At 55.5% G+C, this 17,955-nt stretch carries 23 protein-coding genes; 13 read left to right on the top strand and 10 right to left on the bottom strand.

The genetic code is table 11. The features are described 5' to 3' along the window. Positions 1–14 precede the first annotated feature (14 nt). From ACQ86N_RS04190 to ACQ86N_RS04205, 4 genes are read right to left on the bottom strand one after another with little or no spacing between them, the layout of a single operon-like run. Positions 15–983: a hypothetical protein gene (locus ACQ86N_RS04190; RefSeq protein WP_431214081.1), complete on the bottom strand. Its 969-nt coding sequence runs from the start codon at positions 981–983 to the stop codon at positions 15–17. An 18-nt stretch (positions 984–1,001) separates the two neighbouring features. Continuing rightward, the gene (locus tag ACQ86N_RS04195; RefSeq protein WP_431214082.1) at positions 1,002–2,027 is read right to left on the bottom strand and encodes a hypothetical protein; all 1,026 of its coding nucleotides are present in this window, start codon (positions 2,025–2,027) and stop codon (positions 1,002–1,004) included. 17 nt (positions 2,028–2,044) lie between these two features. Continuing rightward, positions 2,045–4,840 carry a phage tail sheath family protein gene (locus ACQ86N_RS04200; RefSeq protein ID WP_431214083.1) on the bottom strand — a complete coding sequence of 932 codons (2,796 nt, stop codon included), beginning with the start codon at positions 4,838–4,840 and terminating at the stop codon, positions 2,045–2,047. After that, complete coding sequence (locus ACQ86N_RS04205) at positions 4,840–5,457, bottom strand: DUF4255 domain-containing protein (protein WP_431214084.1); 618 nt, start codon at positions 5,455–5,457, stop codon at positions 4,840–4,842. Before ACQ86N_RS04205 ends, ACQ86N_RS04200 begins: the two co-directional genes overlap by 1 nt. Before the next feature lie 593 nt (positions 5,458–6,050). On the opposite strand from ACQ86N_RS04205, the gene ACQ86N_RS04210 reads away from it, so the two are divergent. The 3 genes from ACQ86N_RS04210 (at position 6,051) to ACQ86N_RS04220 (ending at position 7,852) form a co-directional block, all read left to right on the top strand. Beyond that, the gene (locus ACQ86N_RS04210) at positions 6,051–6,896 is read left to right on the top strand and encodes an aldo/keto reductase (RefSeq protein WP_431214085.1); all 846 of its coding nucleotides are present in this window, start codon (positions 6,051–6,053) and stop codon (positions 6,894–6,896) included. Continuing rightward, the gene (locus ACQ86N_RS04215) at positions 6,881–7,069 is read left to right on the top strand and encodes an aldo/keto reductase (protein ID WP_431214086.1); all 189 of its coding nucleotides are present in this window, start codon (positions 6,881–6,883) and stop codon (positions 7,067–7,069) included. Before ACQ86N_RS04210 ends, ACQ86N_RS04215 begins: the two co-directional genes overlap by 16 nt. A gap of 135 nt (positions 7,070–7,204) precedes the next feature. Beyond that, positions 7,205–7,852 carry an START domain-containing protein gene (locus ACQ86N_RS04220; RefSeq protein WP_431214087.1) on the top strand — a complete coding sequence of 216 codons (648 nt, stop codon included), beginning with the start codon at positions 7,205–7,207 and terminating at the stop codon, positions 7,850–7,852. 17 nt (positions 7,853–7,869) lie between these two features. On the opposite strand, the gene ACQ86N_RS04225 is transcribed toward ACQ86N_RS04220, so the two are convergent. The 5 genes from ACQ86N_RS04225 to ACQ86N_RS04245 all read right to left on the bottom strand — a co-directional run bounded on the left by ACQ86N_RS04225 (position 7,870) and on the right by ACQ86N_RS04245 (position 10,333). Beyond that, positions 7,870–8,256: a response regulator gene (locus ACQ86N_RS04225; protein WP_431214088.1), complete on the bottom strand. Its 387-nt coding sequence runs from the start codon at positions 8,254–8,256 to the stop codon at positions 7,870–7,872. After that, complete coding sequence (locus tag ACQ86N_RS04230; protein ID WP_431214089.1) at positions 8,244–9,254, bottom strand: sensor histidine kinase; 1,011 nt, start codon at positions 9,252–9,254, stop codon at positions 8,244–8,246. Before ACQ86N_RS04230 ends, ACQ86N_RS04225 begins: the two co-directional genes overlap by 13 nt. Continuing rightward, entirely contained in the window at positions 9,251–9,613 is a 363-nt protein-coding gene (locus ACQ86N_RS04235; RefSeq protein ID WP_431214090.1) for a hypothetical protein, read from the bottom strand. The genes ACQ86N_RS04230 and ACQ86N_RS04235 overlap by 4 nt, the downstream gene beginning before the upstream one ends. 112 nt (positions 9,614–9,725) lie before the next feature. Then, on the bottom strand, positions 9,726–9,869 hold the full coding sequence (locus ACQ86N_RS04240) for a hypothetical protein (RefSeq protein ID WP_431214091.1): 144 nt from the start codon (positions 9,867–9,869) through the stop codon (positions 9,726–9,728). 5 nt (positions 9,870–9,874) lie between these two features. Continuing rightward, positions 9,875–10,333, bottom strand: a complete 459-nt coding sequence (locus tag ACQ86N_RS04245) for a hypothetical protein (RefSeq protein WP_431214092.1) — start codon at positions 10,331–10,333, stop codon at positions 9,875–9,877. A 49-nt stretch (positions 10,334–10,382) separates the two neighbouring features. On the opposite strand from ACQ86N_RS04245, the gene ACQ86N_RS04250 reads away from it, so the two are divergent. After that, a complete protein-coding gene (locus tag ACQ86N_RS04250; RefSeq protein WP_431214093.1) occupies positions 10,383–10,961 on the top strand; it encodes a hypothetical protein in 579 nt (192 codons plus the stop codon). On the opposite strand, the gene ACQ86N_RS04255 is transcribed toward ACQ86N_RS04250, so the two are convergent. Further along, positions 10,951–11,835, bottom strand: a complete 885-nt coding sequence (locus ACQ86N_RS04255) for a sugar phosphate isomerase/epimerase family protein (RefSeq protein ID WP_431214094.1) — start codon at positions 11,833–11,835, stop codon at positions 10,951–10,953. The two genes, ACQ86N_RS04250 and ACQ86N_RS04255, sit on opposite strands and share 11 nt — an antisense overlap. Before the next feature lie 220 nt (positions 11,836–12,055). Here ACQ86N_RS04255 and ACQ86N_RS04260 point away from each other — a divergent pair, with 220 nt between their 5' ends. The 9 genes from ACQ86N_RS04260 to ACQ86N_RS04300 all read left to right on the top strand — a co-directional run bounded on the left by ACQ86N_RS04260 (position 12,056) and on the right by ACQ86N_RS04300 (position 17,587). Beyond that, entirely contained in the window at positions 12,056–12,481 is a 426-nt protein-coding gene (locus ACQ86N_RS04260) for a hypothetical protein (protein ID WP_431214095.1), read from the top strand. A 65-nt stretch (positions 12,482–12,546) separates the two neighbouring features. Continuing rightward, positions 12,547–13,155, top strand: coding sequence for a hypothetical protein (locus ACQ86N_RS04265; RefSeq protein WP_431214096.1), 609 nt, complete (start codon positions 12,547–12,549; stop codon positions 13,153–13,155). 84 nt (positions 13,156–13,239) lie between these two features. Then, on the top strand, positions 13,240–13,824 hold the full coding sequence (locus tag ACQ86N_RS04270) for a YncE family protein (protein WP_431214097.1): 585 nt from the start codon (positions 13,240–13,242) through the stop codon (positions 13,822–13,824). 5 nt (positions 13,825–13,829) lie between these two features. Beyond that, positions 13,830–14,402, top strand: coding sequence for a YncE family protein (locus tag ACQ86N_RS04275; protein WP_431214098.1), 573 nt, complete (start codon positions 13,830–13,832; stop codon positions 14,400–14,402). Between the two features lie 64 nt (positions 14,403–14,466). Next, positions 14,467–15,015 carry an AAA family ATPase gene (locus ACQ86N_RS04280; protein WP_431214099.1) on the top strand — a complete coding sequence of 183 codons (549 nt, stop codon included), beginning with the start codon at positions 14,467–14,469 and terminating at the stop codon, positions 15,013–15,015. After that, the gene (locus ACQ86N_RS04285) at positions 15,012–15,335 is read left to right on the top strand and encodes a hypothetical protein (protein WP_431214100.1); all 324 of its coding nucleotides are present in this window, start codon (positions 15,012–15,014) and stop codon (positions 15,333–15,335) included. The genes ACQ86N_RS04280 and ACQ86N_RS04285 overlap by 4 nt, the downstream gene beginning before the upstream one ends. Further along, entirely contained in the window at positions 15,283–16,620 is a 1,338-nt protein-coding gene (locus tag ACQ86N_RS04290) for a DPP IV N-terminal domain-containing protein (RefSeq protein ID WP_431214101.1), read from the top strand. The genes ACQ86N_RS04285 and ACQ86N_RS04290 overlap by 53 nt, the downstream gene beginning before the upstream one ends. Further along, the gene (locus ACQ86N_RS04295; RefSeq protein ID WP_431214102.1) at positions 16,527–17,273 is read left to right on the top strand and encodes a prolyl oligopeptidase family serine peptidase; all 747 of its coding nucleotides are present in this window, start codon (positions 16,527–16,529) and stop codon (positions 17,271–17,273) included. Before ACQ86N_RS04290 ends, ACQ86N_RS04295 begins: the two co-directional genes overlap by 94 nt. Continuing rightward, positions 17,228–17,587, top strand: coding sequence for a TfoX/Sxy family protein (locus ACQ86N_RS04300; protein WP_431214103.1), 360 nt, complete (start codon positions 17,228–17,230; stop codon positions 17,585–17,587). Before ACQ86N_RS04295 ends, ACQ86N_RS04300 begins: the two co-directional genes overlap by 46 nt. Positions 17,588–17,955 lie beyond the last annotated feature (368 nt).

Raw genomic sequence — 17,955 nt, forward strand, 5'->3', positions numbered from 1 at the left:
GGGCCGGCTCCTGCTTATTTGGCCGGTGCGCACCTTGTTGCCGGATCGACTGCTTTTATGACGGCGTCCAGTCCGTCCTTCCAGGCTTTGAACTTGTCGCGTTCCTTGGTCACCTCGAGCAGCTGCGTATTCAGCTCGTCCACGAGTTCGCTGTCTTCGTCGAAGATATCCGAGATCTCGTCGTAGTACTCGCTGTCGCAGATGGGGAACTGGAGCATCGGCGTGAGACCGATGTCCTCGATCTGGCCCTCGCCCTGTACGTGGTGATGGCGGTGACGGTGCTCCTTCTCTACCCGTCCGCCATAGCAATGCTCCTCGCAGTGGAAGGCTTTCTTCCATTCCTGCAGCACCGTATGGAGACCGAAATGGTGGCCGAGGTTCTTGTCGAGCCGGTTGGCCAGGTCGATGACGGCGATAAAGGCGTCGAGCAGCCCGTCGCGCGTGGCGATGAGGGCGTCCAGCTTCTTTCCGTAGTCTTCGATGACGAGGCGGATCCCCTGTCCTGCGGGCAGCGCGGGATTATTGATACACTGGATACAGGCGATGAGCGCGTCGTACTTTCTCTTCAGCAGGTCCAGCTGCATATAGAAGTCCCGGATCATACAGTAAAGTATCTGTATCGACTTTACCGTCAGCCTCGAATTCTTCTCGATGCGGTGGAGATGATGGATGAGGATCTCCAGCTGGTGGCAGATCTTGCGGGCGGAGTCGTCGATCTTCGTGAGCTCTTCGTACCACACGCCCCAGAAATCGCGCTGGGTCTTTATATAATTGAGATGCCCGGTGACGGACGCCACTTCCTTGTCGGCGGCGTTCAGCTGCGCGGTGACCTCGTTGTATTCTTCCATCCAGCCGTCATAGCAGCAGTCGCCCGTCGGAGGAGGTGGTTCATCGGGCTTCCCCTGGTTTCTTTTTTCACAACATTCCTTCACCTTGGGTTCCCATTCAACTATTTCACAGTTTTTATAGCTAAGTATGAGCATGGCATTGTTTTTAAATAGTTAAGTGTTGGGCGTTTGCGGCTGCTGTCCTCCGGTCTTGCCGGTCAGGTCCGAGAACGTGTCCCTTACTTCACCGCAGATCTCGCATACCTCGCAGAGACAGTCGTCGAGCCGGGGTTCGCAATTCCCCTTGCCTGCAGCGACGCATCCGCACTTCGGACAACATATCTCAGATACCGTGTGGTAGACGCCGTCATAGTCGCATCTCTGGTTATACAGGTCGATGATAGAGTCGGTCCTGTCGGCGAGGGACTGGACCAGATCTTTTTGCGCATTGTCCAGATCTGTTTTGCGGGTTTTGATGATGGTTTGCAGCAGCGTATCGAAGTCGACGGTCCTGGTGGAAAGCTCCGTCTGGAGCGCGACCAGGCTGACGACATTGCCGAATTTCTGGATGCCGATAATGTCCGAAGAGGCTTTGAAGATCGAGTCGATATCGAAGGCCAGCGCCTTGGGCATACAGACCAGCAGCTTCAGGATCTCCTCGGCGTCCTTGCACCCTTCCTCGGGATTGGGCGGCGGTGGGTTGTCGTCCTTGCAGTTGTCGGGATTCTTCCCGGTGATGATGCTCCACTGCGCGGCGCTGCAGCTGTCGTTGAGAGAGTTCTCGAGCTTGACCGCGGCGTCCCTGAGGTCGCCGACCTTTGTCTTCACGTCCTTGATGGTCGCAAAGACGCCTTTCATCGCGGTGGCGAGACTGTCGTCCCAGGTCTTGTAGTTGCCGACATTGGTCGTGATCCTCTTATTGGCCTGCATCAGCTGCGAGCCCATGGAGATCTCCGTGTTGATATAGCGGGAGAGGTTGTCCTGCGTGCGGAGGAACTTCTTTTCCTTCTTTTTATAGAGCGTCTCTTTTCCGTCGTAGGCGATCTCCAGTTTCTTCACGTTATCCCGGGCGGTGCCGAGATTGGTGCAATAGACCTTTTTCACAGCATTTATCTTCTTCTGCGTGGCGTTATCCTTTTCCTCGCAGTCGGGGATGCTGCTGGGTGGTTGCTGGGATGATCTTTGGTATGAAGTAGCCATAAATACTATTTTTTAGATTAATTTTCTGCGAGCATTTTGTGCATGAACTGCAGGATGATGAACTCGGCTGGCCTTACGGCTGCGAGTCCGATCTGGATGATCAGGCGTCCTTCCCAGATATCCAGCTCGGTCATCGTCTGTCCGAGCCCTATATGGACGAAATAGGCTTCCTTGGTAGACGCCCCCATGAGCGCTCCGGCCTTCCACTGCTGGGTGAGGAAATTCTCGATCATCGCCTTGATGCGCGTCCAGGTGTTCTCGTCGTTGGGTTCGAAGACGAATTGCTCGGCGGCGTTCTTCACCGAGGTCTCCACCATGATGAAGAATCTGCGGACCGAAATATAGCGCCACTCGTTGTCGTTACCCGCCAGCGTACGCGCGCCCCAGATGATGGCAGGTCCTCTGCCGGGGAAGGTGCGGATGACGTTGATCGATTTGCCCGCGATGGGGTCCACGTTCAGCGTCTGCTGGTCGTTGTTGGTGATCGACAGCTCGGGCTTGATCGCGTCGATGATATTCACGTTGGCCGGCGCCTTCCACACTCCGCGGTTGCTGTCCGTGGCGGCATATACGCCCAGGGCTCCCGAGGAGGCAGGCAGCAGCATGTTGAAGTCGAGGATGGCCGTCTGCGCCATGAAATAATACGTATTGGCCGTGGCCTTTGCGCCGTCCATCTTGCCGCTGAATACCGTTGCGCCAGTGGCGTCCTTCACCGTCAGCGTAACGTCCGAATCCTTGTAGACGAAGCTGACGTCCGTATAGATCCGGGGATAGTACACGGCCGCATATTTCAGGTCTTCCGGCGCCTGGAAAAGGCTCGCGCTGCGCAGATTGTCCACGTTGGAAGGATTGCCCGGCGCGATCGGCGTGGGGCTCATCCATACGTCCAGCACCGTGAACCGGTCCTTGAGATTGACGCATTGCTGGATGGCTTTGGAGTGGATCGTATAGTAGTCCTGCATCGACATGCTCATGGCGTCCGGGAAATGGATCAGCGTGACGTCCTGCAGCTTCTCGATCTCCGTGAGACCGGCTTCCAGGTCGGGCAGCTGTGGCGCGCCCTTGCTGTAGTCTCCGACCGAGACGATATAGCAGTCGCCGCCGCCGTTGTTGAAATACATCTGCAGCGCATAGTAGAGCATGAATACCGGCATAGCCTTCGGCTTGGTCACCACGCTGGGGGTGGTAAGAGAGAGATCGATGCTGACGACGATATCCGTCTCGGGCAGCGCCGGGGTCTTGACGCCGGGTGTACAGAAGATCTGCTGGTATTCGAAGATAGAAGATATCTTGACGGGCTTTTTGATCGTAGTGCCCGGCTCGGTCTCTCCGAGCGCGATCTCCGTGTAACCGATGAACGCGGGAATTGCTGTCTCGACGGACGCGATGGAAGGCGGGAGCTTTGGGATCTCTTCTATATACACTCCCGGCGTTTTGTAATCTGCCATAAATTTTGTCTTTTTTTTGTGTGAAGAATTTAAAATATTTGGGTGGGAGGGGGTGTTCTGGCTGAATGGGCCTGTCAGGGCCCCAATGGAAATACGTCGGATGCCGGAACAATGATATCTGCAAAGATTTGCTGTCCTTCCGGCTTGACCGGGAAGAATGGCTTTGGATTGGGCAGCTTCTGCGTCTTTACCGGTGTAGGCGCGAACGTATGAGACTGCGGCGCCAGCGAGACGAGATTGCCCCCGGTCAGTTTGAGAACGGCGGGGTAGCTGTCCTTTAGCGGCTTGCCCTGGTCGTTGATGTAGCGCCAGAAGGAATAGCGGCTCTTCATCCATACCCTCGAATACCGGCGGCGCGATAGCTACCGTGTAGTCCGTATTCCTGCGGGTGATGAGCAGTCCTTTGTCGTCGATGATGCTGAGGGGTGTGTTGCCGGGTTGGTTGATTATATTGACCATACCCCACGCATTGCTGCCGGCATAGATCCCGGAGAGAAAGACCAGCTTATAAGTTCTGTTATAGCCGCCGTTGCCGGTGACGGCGAGATTGTAAACGAAGAAATTCTCGGCGACCGTTGCGGGAACCGTATTGACCTTCTGTTCGTCTATGCGGATGGAGACCGACTGGAGTATGGCGATGCTGTTCACTGTTTGGGTATAGACGGTCTTATTGCTCATGTCGGTAACAGTGAAGCTGGCATTCTTTACCCCGTCCGCGGCGTCGAAATAGTACTGGAACTCCGGCGTCACCAGGATGCGGTCGGCCTCGCTGAGGAAGTTCTTTCCGGTGATGGGGGCGAACTGACTGGCGCCCCCGGCGTCGACATAGAAGGCGTTCACCGTGTTATTTGCCTGGGACAGTTCGCCCTGTTCGTAGTTGACAGTGGCCGACTGCTGGGGGATGGGGTTGGTGAGAAATGGCGCAGTCTTCGCGCCGGTGACGATGCCGTTGGAGAAATAGCAGAGACTGTCGAAGGCGGGGTTGAGCCGCCGGTTCGTGTATAGGTCAAAATCCGTATTCGTACGCGTGAGCAGCACGGGAATGCTCATGCCCTGGGAGAGGTCGGCCACCGGCGCATAGGCGATCTTCCCGCTGTCGGTGGTGGGGGTCACCTCGATACCGACCTTGAACCCCGAATAAGTGCGGATCAGCTTGAGCCGGTAGTCCTTGAACAGGCGTTGCGACGGGACGTAGTAGTCGATATCGCTGTTGATGCTCCGCTGATTGCGGTCAAAATAATCTTGCAGGAAGGCGTCGCGGGCCGCCGGGGACCCGACGCCGAAGATAGAGGAGCCGTCGGCGTTGGTGAGATAGAATTCGTGCAAAAGCCGTACTTCGAATAATATTTTATAGATCGTTTGCATTATCCCTTGTTCGTTGTATTGGATAGATTGGCGTTTACCTCTTCGACCAGCGGTATATCGCGCAGGCGCTTGCGTCCGGAGATGGCCACCAGCCTCAGTTTGTACATCACCGACGGCATCTGTTTCCCGCCGAGGACACCCCAGAGGTGGTTGATCTGTTCGAAGGTCAGCGTATATAGCTCGGGCTTTATCTTGAAATCCGTGATATCGTCATAGACGCTGAGCTTTGCGGGATCGTAGGCCGTAAAGGAATTCTTTCCCTGGAAGAAGCGGATCACGTGCGACAGCTTGGTCAGCGTGTCGAGGTATTCGTTATTGCTGGATATATTCTTGTTGACGCAGGATACCAGCAGGTATAGGTTGAGATACACCGGCGGGTTCTCGTACCGGGCCCTTCCCGAAGCGTCCTTCTTGAGTGCGGGGGCGTTCTTGAGCGTGCTTTCCTCTTCGATATTGACGACGGAGAAGACGATGCTGTTGTTCAGGTTGGTGGTCGTGTCACTGTCCAGCAGCGCAATATTTTCTACGGCAACCAGCGTTTCCGGCTGGGTGTATCCGTTAGCTCTTAGGTACTCGACGAACTCGTCCCGAAGTAATGAGATAGTTGTGTCTATCATATGTCAGTATCAGACTTTTGACAGGTAAGGGCAATACGGTTCCGTCGCGGGGAAGCCCATTTTTTCCCGCGCGGATGCAGGAGGCTATTTTTTAGCCACTTGCAAATAATGGTGGATCTGAGCTACAGGTAAGCCTTACGGTACCAGATGACTAGGGTCGAGCCAGGAGCAATGTCCCGGATCAGTAGAGGGGATAGTGTCATAGTTGGGCGTTGCGAGAGTCTCGGCACCCTGGACGGACGGGAGTTAAAGGGAACCCGGATAGTTGGTCCTGTTTGAGAGATGGTTTGTTAGATAGTTCGGATGCAAATCTGAAAAAACTATTTCATATTGTCAATACCATTTATCGGTAATAGTACTTTTCCGTGTTAAGTATTGCGCCGACTACGCTGATCGCGATTGCCGAAAGGCAGGACGAAATCACCCAACGGACCGCCGCCGCAGAATGTAAACAATTGAATTATAAAATCCTCCGCCGCGGCCTTCACCTCCCGCGATTCGCATAGTTCACGCGTCCTCCTCCATCAGTTGTTCACGCGGTTCACACCCTCCTGGACCAAAAATTGCGGCAAAATCAAATAAAATCCCCGGATATGAAATACAAACTTCTCGGTAACACGGGTCTCAAAGTGTCCGAGCTCTGTCTCGGCACAATGACGTTCGGAGGCAAGGGCTGGGCAAAGATGGTGGGCTCCCTCGACCAGCAGGCCGTCGACAAGATCATGCGGCGGTCCATCGACGCGGGTATCAATTTTATCGACACGGCCAACGTCTACTCGGAGGGACTTGCCGAGGAGCTTACCGGAAAGTCAATCAGGAACCTGGGCCTCAAACGCGACGATCTTGTCGTTGCGACAAAAGTGCGGGGACAGATGGGGGAAGGGCCCAACGACAGCGGCCTGACCCGCAAACATATCCTGACACAGGTGGACGCCAGCCTCAAAAGGCTCGCAACCGACTACATCGATCTCTATCAGATACACAGCTTCGATCCGCTGACGCCACTGGCAGGAGACGCTGTGGACCCTCGACGATCTGGTGAAAAGCGGCAAGGTTCGCTACATCGGCGCCAGCAACGTCGCGGCTGGCGGCTGATGAAGGCGCTGGACTTCTCCAACTACACCCGTGTGGAGGCTTTCGCATCCCTGCAGGCCTACTATACCATCGCGGGCCGCGACCTCGAAAGGGAGATGATCCCCCTGCTGAAGGACCAGCGGCTTGGATTGCTGGTATGGAGTCCGCTGGCGGGTGGCCTTCTTAGCGGCAAATACCGGCGTGGCGAAGAGAAGGGTGATACAGGTCGTCGGTCGGGCTTCGATTTTCCGCCGGTAGACAAGGAAAGGGCGTTTAACATCATCGACGTGCTGCGCCCGATGGCAGAGAGCAGGAAGGCATCGGTCGCCCGGCTCGCCCTCGCCGGCTGTTGCAGCAGGAAGTAGTGACTTCCGTCATCATCGGCGCGAACAAGATGGAGCAGCTGGAAGACAACCTTGCCTCCGTCGACATAACCTTCACGCCCGACGAACTCAAACGCCTCGACGAGGTAAGCCAGTTGCCACCCGAATACCCCGGCTGGATGCTGAGCTGGACGGCAAAGGACCGACAGGCGTGAACCATCTCGGGACCCCTGCGGTGAACCATTTCGGGACCCCGGCGTGAACCATCTCGGGACCCCGGCGTGAACCATCTCGGGTAAATTTTGTTTTTGCCAGAGGACAGGCTTAATTTACCTTAGTTTATTCCTGATATGACCTATAGAATCGGCTTTATTATCCTCCTCCTTCTTTGGGGGCCGGCATCGCTGCGGGCCCAGGAAGGCTGGCGACTCAAAACAGACAAGGACGGCATCGCCGTCTATACCCGTCTCTTTCCCGAATCCAAATTCAAGGCGATAAAAGTCGACGTGGAGGTCGACGCCACGCTGTCCCAGCTGGTCGCCGTCATTCTCGACGTCAACACCGGCGCCGAGTGGGTATACAGCACCAAGTCCTCCGTGTTGCTGAAACAGGTGTCTCCGTCGGAGCTGTACTACTATTCCGAGGTCAGCATCCCCTGGCCGGCAGCCAACCGGGACTTTATTGCACAGCTGAAGGCGGTGCAGGATCCCCATACAAGGGTCGTCACCATCTACGGGCCCGTCTTCCCCGACTATCTGCCGGAGAAAAAGGACATCGTGCGCGTGCGGCATTCCGAGGGAAAATGGGTTATCACACCCGTGGGCGGTCATCGCGTAAAAATAGAGTATACGCTGCGGGCCGACCCCGGCGGCGATCTGCCGGCATGGCTCGTCAATATGTTCGTGACAAAGGGCCCCTATGAGTCATTTAAAAAATTAAAAGAGCAGCTGAAGAAGCAGGTCTACATCAACGCGAAGCTGCCGTTCATAACGGACTAATCCCACCGCGTGGGCGATCAGTTCTTCCCTAAATGTAAAAGGATATTCCGGTGCATCTCATCGGGCTGAAAAGGCTTGTGCAGATAGCCGTTGAACCCGTGTTTCTGGAGGTCATCATACATATTCTCATAAACCGCAGCTGTAAACGCTATCGCCGGTATCTCTTTGTTGACCGACCGCACCTGCGTCAGCAGCTCCTTCCCGTCCATGAGCGGCATCTCGAGGTCGATCAGCAACAGGTCGAAGGACTGCTGCTGGAACATCTGCCAGGCCACGACCCCGTTCTCCGCCGTATTGATACTGGCTCCCCAGCTGTGCAGAAACCTCCGGGCGATCTTCATATTCACCGCATTGTCCTCGACGAGCAGGATCTTTACGCCATTTAGTTTTTTCAGGCTCTGCAAACTATCTTTCGGGACGATGGCCGACCGCGGTCTGAAGGACAGATAGATCGTGAAATAAAAAGGCTGCCCTTCCCCGGCTGACTCCTCACCTGCAATTGCCCGCCCATCTTCCAGACCAGCTCTTTACAGATGCTCAGGCCGAGCCCCGAGCCGCCATATTTACGCGTCGTCTCAGCGTCCGCCTGTGTAAAACTATCAAAGATCAAATGTATCTTCTCCTCCGGTATACCGATGCCCGTGTCCGCAACGGCGAAATAGATCTCGGCCCCCGAGTCCGTCAACTGTTTGACATGCGCGATCAGCCGGACCGAGCCCGTCTCAGTGAACTTGACGGCGTTGGACAGGAGGTTGAGGAGCACCTGCTTGAGGCGCATCTCGTCGCCGACAACCTTCTGGTCCTGCGGGACCGAACTGGTGTCGAGCAGCAGGTCGATATTTTTCTGTTGTATCGTGCTCGTGAACGTATCCGCGGCCTGGCGCAGCATCCCGCCCAGGTCGAAAGGTTCGTGGACCAGCTTGAGCTTGCCCTCATCCAGCTTGTTGAAGTCGAGTACCTCGTTCACGAGGTGGAGCATATGCTCCGAAGAATCCTTTAGTATTTTGAAATGATCGCTGTCCTGCAATTGTTCGTGCTCCTGCATCAGGAGATGCGTCGTGCCGATGATGGCGTTTAGCGGCGTGCGGAGCTCGTGACTCATATTGCTCATGAACCGCGTCTTGGCGGCGGCCGCTTTTTCGGCCCTGTCCTTTGCCTGCAGGATCTCGAATTCGGCCTGCTCGAGCGAGGCGATATGCTTCCTGTTCCGTTTTTCCTTGGCGTCGAGCAGCCTCAGCACCACATAGAAAAAGACGATCACCAGCAGGAAGTTGATGATGATATTCAGCTTGCGGTGGTTATAGGCGATGGCCGATGCCACGTCCTCCACAGCGGAGTGCTGGGGCAGGAAAAGAACGATCACCAGCAGATTGAGAACGGTGCCGATGGCGAATATGGTCACGACCAGATCGTTCCTGCGGACCCGCAGAAAAAGATCATGGCCATGACAAAGGGGAAAAGATATAGGAAAGAGCCCTGGTCGGAGCCCTGAACATAACAAAGGGAAAAGGCGTGAAGGTTGACAAAAAAGATGCTTAGCAGGGTCGGGACGGCCGAAAGCCCCTTTAAATTGAATAGAATAAAGATCGATAATACGAAGATCCCGGCGATTTCGATGATCGCGCTTTGCGTCATTCCGTCCGCGATATAATATATGAAATTGATGAGATTGCAACACATGGCCAGCACAATGAAGGTATTGAGCTGCCAGAATCTGGACTGGGGACTCGGTTTAGAGAGTAGTGTTTCCTGGTTTTTCAACTAGTTATAAAGATTGGCCAGGGCTAAAATATACTAAAATTTTAGTATATGCAACACAATAAAATTTGTTCCCCAGGCGTCCTCCGCGGTTCACGCGAGCACGCCGCGGCGTCTACATCTTCACCACCGGAAGATAGAACGAACCGTTGGAAATAACTTTTTTACCCGGACCCACCGTCTGGGTCGTGCTATTGACATAAATAAAATCGCCGCCGAATGTCCCCGTAGCGGTCTTACCATCTATAGAACTAATCACTATCTTTAGCGGATTGCTGGGGTTGCTGGAGATGACGGCGCCGGCGGCATAGACCTCGGAAGTACTGCCCGGATTATATACACCCTGGACCAGATAGTTGAGTATATCGGTTTGTGTGAGGTACCTGTTCCAATGGGATTGTCGCTCGGAGCATTATTGATGATGAGGCTTATATTCTCCAGACCGCCGCCGGCACTGGAACCCGCGACGAATGTGAGGACGGTCGCGCCCAGAGCATTAGTCATCAGCGCCTGCGGCTGTACGTCGAAATTCTTGGCGGTGCCGTCCAGCGAGAACTTGATATAATAGTTCGTATTGGTGTTGCCCCCGGTATTTCCTCCGGTGTTGCCACCTGTATTACCGCCGTTGTTATTATTGTTGCCGGTATTGACCTCGATGGATGTGTTCTTGCTGCAGGCGGCAAATAACAGGATCGTCAGGCAGAGTGCGCCGAGCTTTTGCATGGAGTTTAGGGTTTTGCGGGGTAGACCCGGCCCACAAGATATATAAAATATGGAAAGGATCATAGGCATATTATCGGGGTTGATCATCGGCAGCGCACAGCTGATCTATCTGGCGAACACGCTGCGCAGAAAGGTGAGACCCAGTGTTTTATCCTGGCTGGGATGGGCATTTCTGATGGGGACGAGCCTCGTCTCGCAGATCGTCGTAAAAGGATGGCAGTGGAGCCTTTCGTCCATACTTTGTTCCACCGCGGGTTGTGTGGCCATCGTTCTTTCGGCGCTGTTGAGCCGCAACTTTTCGCTCGTCAGGCAGGACTGGATCTTTCTCCTGCTGGGCCTATCCTGTATGGGGCTGTATTACTGGTCGGGGGACGCCTGGGTCACCACCGTATTCGCGATCCTGGCCGACGCCCTACTGGCCGTACCCACCTTCCTGAAAGCCTGGCGCGATCCCTCGAGCGAGCGCTCCGTCGCCTGGCTCCTCGGCGTAATCTCTTCCGTGCTGGCGCTGATCATCTGTATCGGCCACGATCCGCTGTACTTTATGTTCCCGGCCTATCTTCTTTTTCTGAATGGCTGGCTGGCCTGGATAACGAGGCCCGGCATCCCTTCTCCTTCTAACCAATAGCCTTTTGCAGCCGCGCGAGCATGGCCAGTATCTTCGGTTTCGGGTCGCCGTTACCAAGGGACTCGATGGGCAGGTATCCGTGATAGGACGAGGCTTTGATCATATTCACGATCCTGTCTACGTCGGTATCGGTCTCGACGCCGTTGACAAAGATCTTTTCCTTTAGCTGCCAGTTGATGGCATAGGGCAGGGACGCTGCGATCTCTTCATAGGGATCGTGTACCCGGTAGCTGCCGGTGTCGAGGATGAGGCCGAACCATTCCGAGTTGATCTCTTCGATCATATGCGTGACCTGCTCTGCCGTCTGTATAAAATCGTTGTGGTTCTGGATCCCGATGATGACGCCGTGCTGCTTCCCGTATTCGACGCAGGTAAGGATATCCTTCAGCATCCAGTCGGTGACCGTCGCGGGGCTGACCCCCTCATTCTTCTGGCTGCCCGCAAAGATGCGGAGCACCGGCGCACCCAACTTCGCCGCGACTTCGACCCAATTCTTTACAAGCGCCACCTCCTCCGCGCGTTTGACGGGGTCGGCGATGGTAAGATCGTTGCGTACTCCCGTGCCGCTGATGCCGACCCCCAGCCGGAAGGCCTTCCTCTTTATCGCATACAGATAGTCGTCGGGCGGCGGGGCAGGGTAGCCGCTGAGATAGTAGCCGGTGATATCCACCCCCTCGAACCCCGCTTCCGAGCAAAACGCGAGCATGTCTGCGACGGTCATCTGCCCGGCCATCAGCGGGGCGTTAAATGAATACGCGTTGAGGCTGGGTTTGATCTTTTTCGCCGCGGCAGGCGTCGAGCCGGGCGGGGTCATCCCCGTCGCAGCGAGCGCCGGAACACCCAACAGCGAGGTCAGAAAAGATTTACGGTCCATATGGCGGTTTTGAAATAAATATAACAAAGTTCCAAAAATCCGCCTCCCATCATTTCAGCGCTGAAGACGAAGTATTCTTTGGAAAGCTTCTCGGTATTGACGACCTCGTAAGTTTCGAAGGCGCCTCGGTCAGAGACCCCGACCGACCCCTACCGAACGGAACGATATTTGCTTGTAAGTCTAAATTTATCTTTCTATATTGCGGCATTCCAATGATCGTATGAAAAGAATACTTCTTTTTACCCTCTTTATTCCCTTCGTCGGCGGGTCCGGCTTTGCAAGGGCTACTACCTCTTCAGAGATGACTCTCGCAGACGTGCGGACGGGCAAATGGCCCATCAGCCTCGAAAAATGGAGCGGTCACCGCGATACATCTTTCGTATTATTATTCCGTGATCAGGGCGTTATGATGGAAGAAGTGATGGACACGCTGCCTTTCAAGGACTTGCGCCAGCTTCGCTATCTGGACAGCGCCTTTTCCCTGCTGAAGAACGACGGCGATATCGCCAATTTCGACCGCTTCAGCGTCAAGCGCACCACCACGCGGATATATGGAACCTCTTACCTACTGCGATATCAGGAGGGAGCAACGGAGTTCAAGCAACCCGAGGTGACGATCCTGCGCGGCACCATCAAAAAACTCTGACCGCCTTCACTCGCGAGTTATCCACAAATACAATATTCATTACAAACATCCGTTATAGCACAACTATGAAAAAGCTCATATTAATCGCATTGATAGTTCCCTTTTTCACGAAGAAGTCTGAGGCTCAGTTTACGCTTTCCAATTCTTCAACGGTCAGCCTGGTCGAGCTGCGATCGGCTTCCGACGCATGGCCTCTCGACCTGCAGCGGATAATCAAACAGACAGATACTTCCTATGCGCTCAATTTCCGCGACCAGCAGTACGCGAATACGGTGGTCATGTCGACACTGAAGTTCAAAGACAAGGCGCAGGTAAAATATTTTCAACAGGCCTTGTCCTCCCTTACGTCGCTGGGCACGGGGACCACGGCCAATTTCAAGGGTTTTAGCATCAAGCGGGCCGATAAAATGAATTTTGCCGAGGCCGACCAGCCGGTCGTTGCACCGGATCCGGCGCCCGCCCCCGTCACAAAAACCACTACCGCCAGATCCGGCGGAAAGACGGCGAAAAAGCCCGCCACCGTTGTGGCTCAACCCGCACCTCCGGTCGCTACAAAGAAAGTATCGAAGAAGGTCGACGAGGTTTGGTATCTGCTGACCTGCGAGGACGGGACAGTGACAAATTTCCAACAGTCGGAAGCTGACAGAATGATCGCGGCAATCCTGCCTTTGTAGGCATTATGTCGTTATAATAGAGCGCTGGGCCGTACCAAATTCGGTGCGGACCGGGCTCGCCAAAACATAGTATCTTTAGGTACTATGAAAAAATATTGCTTAGCCACACTGCGCTCACTCCTGGTCGTTCTGCCGATGATCTTCTGCAGTGCGATCCCCCGGGACGCCACCACCGGCCCCGGTCCACTAAGGGTCCCACCCAACGTCCATCACTATCTCTATGTCGCCGCGCCCGGTATCCGCAACTATCTTCAGTACGGAGGCCACGGTCTGCTGGTATACGATATGGACGATCATTTCAAATTCGTAAAACGCATTTCAACCGCCGGCCTCGACAAAGGCCAGCCGTCCAATGTCAAAGGCGTAGCGGTCAGCCTCTATACCCACTGTATCTATATCAGCACCATCCAGACCCTTCAGTGCATCGACCTCCTCACGGAAAAATCCCTCTGGGAAAAACAATACGAAGGCGGCTGCGACCGGATGTCGGTGAGCCCCGACGGCAAAACCATCTATCTCCCCTCCTTTGAAGGCGACGACTGGAAGGTGCTGGACGCGCGCACCGGCGACGTACTCCACAAGGTCGTAACCCATTCCGCGTCTCACAATACCATCTACGGCCCCGACGGAAAAAGGTCTACCTCGAAGGACTGCACTCCAACTACCTGACAGTAGTGCGCGCCTCCGACTACTCGACCTCGTTAGCAGGTCCCTTCTTCAACCATATCCGCCCGTTCACCATCGATGCGAGGCAGCAGCGCTGCTATGTCAACTGCGACAGCCTCCTCGGATTTGAGGTCGGCGACCTCGTCACCGGCAAGATGATCGCCCACGTCGACGTAAAAGGCTTCAGCATGGGACCCGTAAAAAGACACGGATGCCCGAGCCACGGCATCGCGCTGACGCCGGACGAAAAAGAACTCTGGCTCGCCGATGCCTTCAACGAGTCCGTACACGTTTTCTCCCTCGGGCAACCGGGTGACGAGACCGCCGGCCAGCTGAAGATCCGTCAGGCCAGTACCATTAAACTCACCGACCAACCCGGCTGGATCACCTTTAGCCTCGATGGAAAATATGCGCTTCCCTCGACAGGCGACGTCATCGACTCCCGCTCGAAGGCCATTGTCGCCACCCTCCGCGACGAAAAGGGCGCCCAGGTACAGAGCGAAAAGATGGTCGAGATCGGTTTTGCCGGCGGCCGGCCCGTAGTGGCCGGTGATCAGTTTGGGATAGGGAGGAAGAAATAGTGAATATACAGCTAACGAGATCAGGTAAATTACCGTAATTTCCGACCTTCAAGCGGTCAACATCGTGATTAGTAATAATGCGTACTTCATAATTACAGGCGGACCGGGCGTAGGCAAGACGACGCTGCTGGCCGAACTGAAAAGACGGGGCGCGCGTTGTGTGGACGAGGTCGCGCGAGATATTATCAGACAACAGGTGAGGGACGGCGGGAACGCGCTGCCGTGGGGTGATACGATGCGCTATGCGGAACTGATGCACCGGCGTTCGGTAGAAACATATCAGGAGGCCGGCGACGAAGGCCCCGTATTTTTCGACCGGGGGATACCCGATACCCTCAGCTACCTCCGGCTGATCGGTCGCGACATACCCGCGGCAATGGACGAAGACGCGCGGAACATCAGGTACAACAGCACCGTCTTCATCCTTCCTCCCTGGCAGGAGATCTACGGGACGGACACGGAAAGAAAACAGGACTGGCCGGAGGCGGTGAGAACCTTCGGACAGCTGCAAAAGACCTATGGGGAATACGGATACCAGCTGGTCGAACTGCCAAAGACCAGCGTAGGTGAGAGGGCCGGTTTATTACTTCAGAGAACCAACACACACATATGAGAAAACAACTACTTACACTGGCTGGATTCGCGGTGGCATTGACCACATCCGCGCAGCAGCCCGCGAGACTTACGACAAAGGACTATGAACGCGCCGAGAGCATGCTTGGCTACAGCGCCGAGCAACTGGTGGACCGGGCCAATGTCCGGCCGAACTGGCTTCCGGGAGATAAATTCTGGTACCGGATACTAACGGCCGAAGGGCATGAGTTCGTCCTCGGTCGATCCGGCAAAGGCTACGAGAACGGCCGCCCCCGACCTGGCAAATTTGGGCGTCGAAGCGCCCGCAAAAGCAGAGGGGCGCCGCGGCAGGGTCAATGAGGTGCTCTCTCCCGACGGGACGAAGGCGGCATTTATAAAGGACTACAATCTGTGGGTTCGGGATGTCGCGTCCGGCGCGGAGACGCAGCTGACCACCGACGGTGCGAAAGATTTCGGCTATGCGACCGACAACGCGGGCTGGAAGAGCAGCGACCGGCCGATACTGTCCTGGTCGGCGGATTCCCGCAGGATCGCCACGAACAGGCAGGACGAGCGCAATGTCGGAAATATGTACCTGGTGACGACCAACGTCGGCCACCCCGTACTGAAGGCCTGGAAATATCCGCTGCCGGGCGACAAAGACGTTGCCATGATCCAGCGGGTGATCATCAACGTGGATACGCCGAAGGTCGTCGTTCTCAACGTTCCCGCCGATCCCCACCGCGCCACGCTTAGCGACGATATCGCCAGCAGCGGGACCCTGGACGACGTGGAATGGACTTCGGACGACGCTCAGCTGGCATTTGTGTCTACCAACCGGGATCACAGACAGGAGAAGTTCAGGATCGCCGACGCCGCTACCGGCACAGTCCGCGAAGTCTTCGAAGAGACCGTCCCCACGCAATACGAGTCGGGCCGCGGCGCCATCAACTGGCGCTATCTCCCGCAGTCCGGCGAGGTCATCTGGTACTCCGAGCGCGACAACTGGGGCCATCTGTATCTCTATGATGCAAAAACAGGGCAGCTGAAGAACCAGATCACGAAGGGCGAATGGGTGGTATCCCGCATCGTAAAGGTCGACGAGAAGAGAAGGCTGATCTATTTCCTTGCCGCGGGCAAAGAAGCGGGTAACCCCTATTTCAACCATCTCTACCGCGTGAGCTTTGACGGCAAGAAGCTGACCGCCCTGAGCCCGGAGGAAGGCAATCATACGATAACCCTGTCTCCCGGCGGCAATTATTTGATCGACAGCTATTCGCAGCCCGACGTTCCGCCCGTGACCGTCCTGCGCAATCTCGACGGGAAATTGCTGACCACCCTCGAAAAGGCGGATATCTCCCGCCTGCTGGCGACGGGATGGAAGGCGCCCGCACAGATAACGGTAAAAGCGGCGGACGGCAAGACCGATCTCTACGGCCTGCTTTTCACTCCTTCCCATCTGGACAGCTCAAAAAACACCCGATCATTGACTATATCTATCCTGGCCCGCAGGGCGGCAGCGTTGGCAGCTGGTCATTCAGCGCCGGGCGCGTGGACGATCAGGCCCTCACCGAGCTGGGCTTTATTGTGGTCGCCATCGAAGGCACCAGCAATCCCTACCGCAGCAAGAGCTTTCATGACATGAGTTACGGTGACATGTCCACCAATACCCTCGCGGATCAGGTGGCCGGCATCAAACAGCTCGCCGGTCAGCACTCGTATATCGACCTCGACCGCGTAGGCATCTGGGGGCATTCCGGTGGCGGCTTTGCAACGGCGGGCGCCATGTTCAGGTATCCCGATTTCTTCAAGGTGGGGATCTCCGAGTCCGGCAACCACGACAACCGCAACTACGAGGACGACTGGGGCGAGCGCTACGACGGGCTGCTGACCATGGGCGCCGACGGCAAATCCAACTACGAAGCCCAGGCCAACGAGAACTATGCAAAAAATCTGAAAGGAAAGCTGATGCTGGCGCACGGTTTGATGGACAACAACGTTCCGCCTTACAATACCCTGCTGGTCATCGAGGCGCTGACAAAGGCGAACAAGGACTATGACCTGGTGGTATTCCCGAACGCGCCGCACGGCTATGGCGTCTACAGCCCCTATATGATGCGCCGCCGCTGGGACTATTTCGTGAGAAATCTGGCGGGTATGGAGCCTCCGGCAGGTTACGAGCTAAAGACGAAGACGGACCCCGCAGCGATGGGGAGGAGATGCAGGGGAGGAGAAGGTAGACAATACTATTTATGCCTTATAATGAAAAACTGGCCGACCGCATCCGCGAGGCGCTGATGGACACGCCCAAAGTGAAAGAGAAAGTGATGTTCAGCGGGGTGGCATTTATGGTGAACGACAAAATCTGCATCACCGTCGGGCCGGACAGGATAATGTGCCGGATCGACCCCGCGATCCACGACCAGTTGCTGGAAGAACGAGCCTGCCGGCCCATGATCATGAAGGGGCGTGAGTATAAGGGGTATATTGTTGTGAACGAGGAGGACGTACAGCGGAAGGCCGAGCTGGACTATTGGATAGGGCTTTGCCTGGATTTTAATCCGATGGCTAAATCGTCGAAGAAGAAAAAATCAGCTAACCGAAAAAAATAAGCCTGCTATGGAAAACTTAAGCGAAACCTTTCACCCGATCAGGGAACTACTCCATCCCAAAGCGCTGAAAGAAAAAGACCTCATGTCCCATGAAAACCCCATCAATCTTAAAGCGGAGAAGTCCTGGCCGGTAACCCTCCAGGACATTACCTTCTCCTTTGGGGCTGGCTCGGCCATGAAAGTAGGCCTGTTCAACGACGAGGATGACAAGGACGACGACGCATTCATCGCCACAAAGGACAAGACCCCCAACGCCCCCATCGTCCTGGACACCGCCAACGACGCCTATCTGAAATATACCAACTCGGTGTCCGCAAAGGCCAACGGGCAGCTGACCATGGCCAGCATCGGCTTCAATCTCAACCTGT

The sequence above is a fragment of the Puia sp. P3 genome, from assembly GCF_050632245.1.
Lineage (GTDB): Bacteria > Bacteroidota > Bacteroidia > Chitinophagales > Chitinophagaceae > Puia.

Coding starts and splice junctions, on each gene's coding strand:
- ACQ86N_RS04270 (WP_431214097.1), top strand. CDS start 13,240: ATGAAAAAATATTGCTTAGCCACACTGCGCTCACTCCTGGTCGTTCTG.
- ACQ86N_RS04190 (WP_431214081.1), bottom strand. CDS start 983: ATGCTCATACTTAGCTATAAAAACTGTGAAATAGTTGAATGGGAACCC.
- ACQ86N_RS04300 (WP_431214103.1), top strand. CDS start 17,228: ATGCCTTATAATGAAAAACTGGCCGACCGCATCCGCGAGGCGCTGATG.
- ACQ86N_RS04205 (WP_431214084.1), bottom strand. CDS start 5,457: ATGATAGACACAACTATCTCATTACTTCGGGACGAGTTCGTCGAGTAC.
- ACQ86N_RS04255 (WP_431214094.1), bottom strand. CDS start 11,835: ATGGACCGTAAATCTTTTCTGACCTCGCTGTTGGGTGTTCCGGCGCTC.
- ACQ86N_RS04195 (WP_431214082.1), bottom strand. CDS start 2,027: ATGGCTACTTCATACCAAAGATCATCCCAGCAACCACCCAGCAGCATC.
- ACQ86N_RS04220 (WP_431214087.1), top strand. CDS start 7,205: ATGACCTATAGAATCGGCTTTATTATCCTCCTCCTTCTTTGGGGGCCG.
- ACQ86N_RS04250 (WP_431214093.1), top strand. CDS start 10,383: ATGGAAAGGATCATAGGCATATTATCGGGGTTGATCATCGGCAGCGCA.
- ACQ86N_RS04210 (WP_431214085.1), top strand. CDS start 6,051: ATGAAATACAAACTTCTCGGTAACACGGGTCTCAAAGTGTCCGAGCTC.
- ACQ86N_RS04260 (WP_431214095.1), top strand. CDS start 12,056: ATGAAAAGAATACTTCTTTTTACCCTCTTTATTCCCTTCGTCGGCGGG.
- ACQ86N_RS04245 (WP_431214092.1), bottom strand. CDS start 10,333: ATGCAAAAGCTCGGCGCACTCTGCCTGACGATCCTGTTATTTGCCGCC.
- ACQ86N_RS04200 (WP_431214083.1), bottom strand. CDS start 4,840: ATGCAAACGATCTATAAAATATTATTCGAAGTACGGCTTTTGCACGAA.
- ACQ86N_RS04285 (WP_431214100.1), top strand. CDS start 15,012: ATGAGAAAACAACTACTTACACTGGCTGGATTCGCGGTGGCATTGACC.
- ACQ86N_RS04265 (WP_431214096.1), top strand. CDS start 12,547: ATGAAAAAGCTCATATTAATCGCATTGATAGTTCCCTTTTTCACGAAG.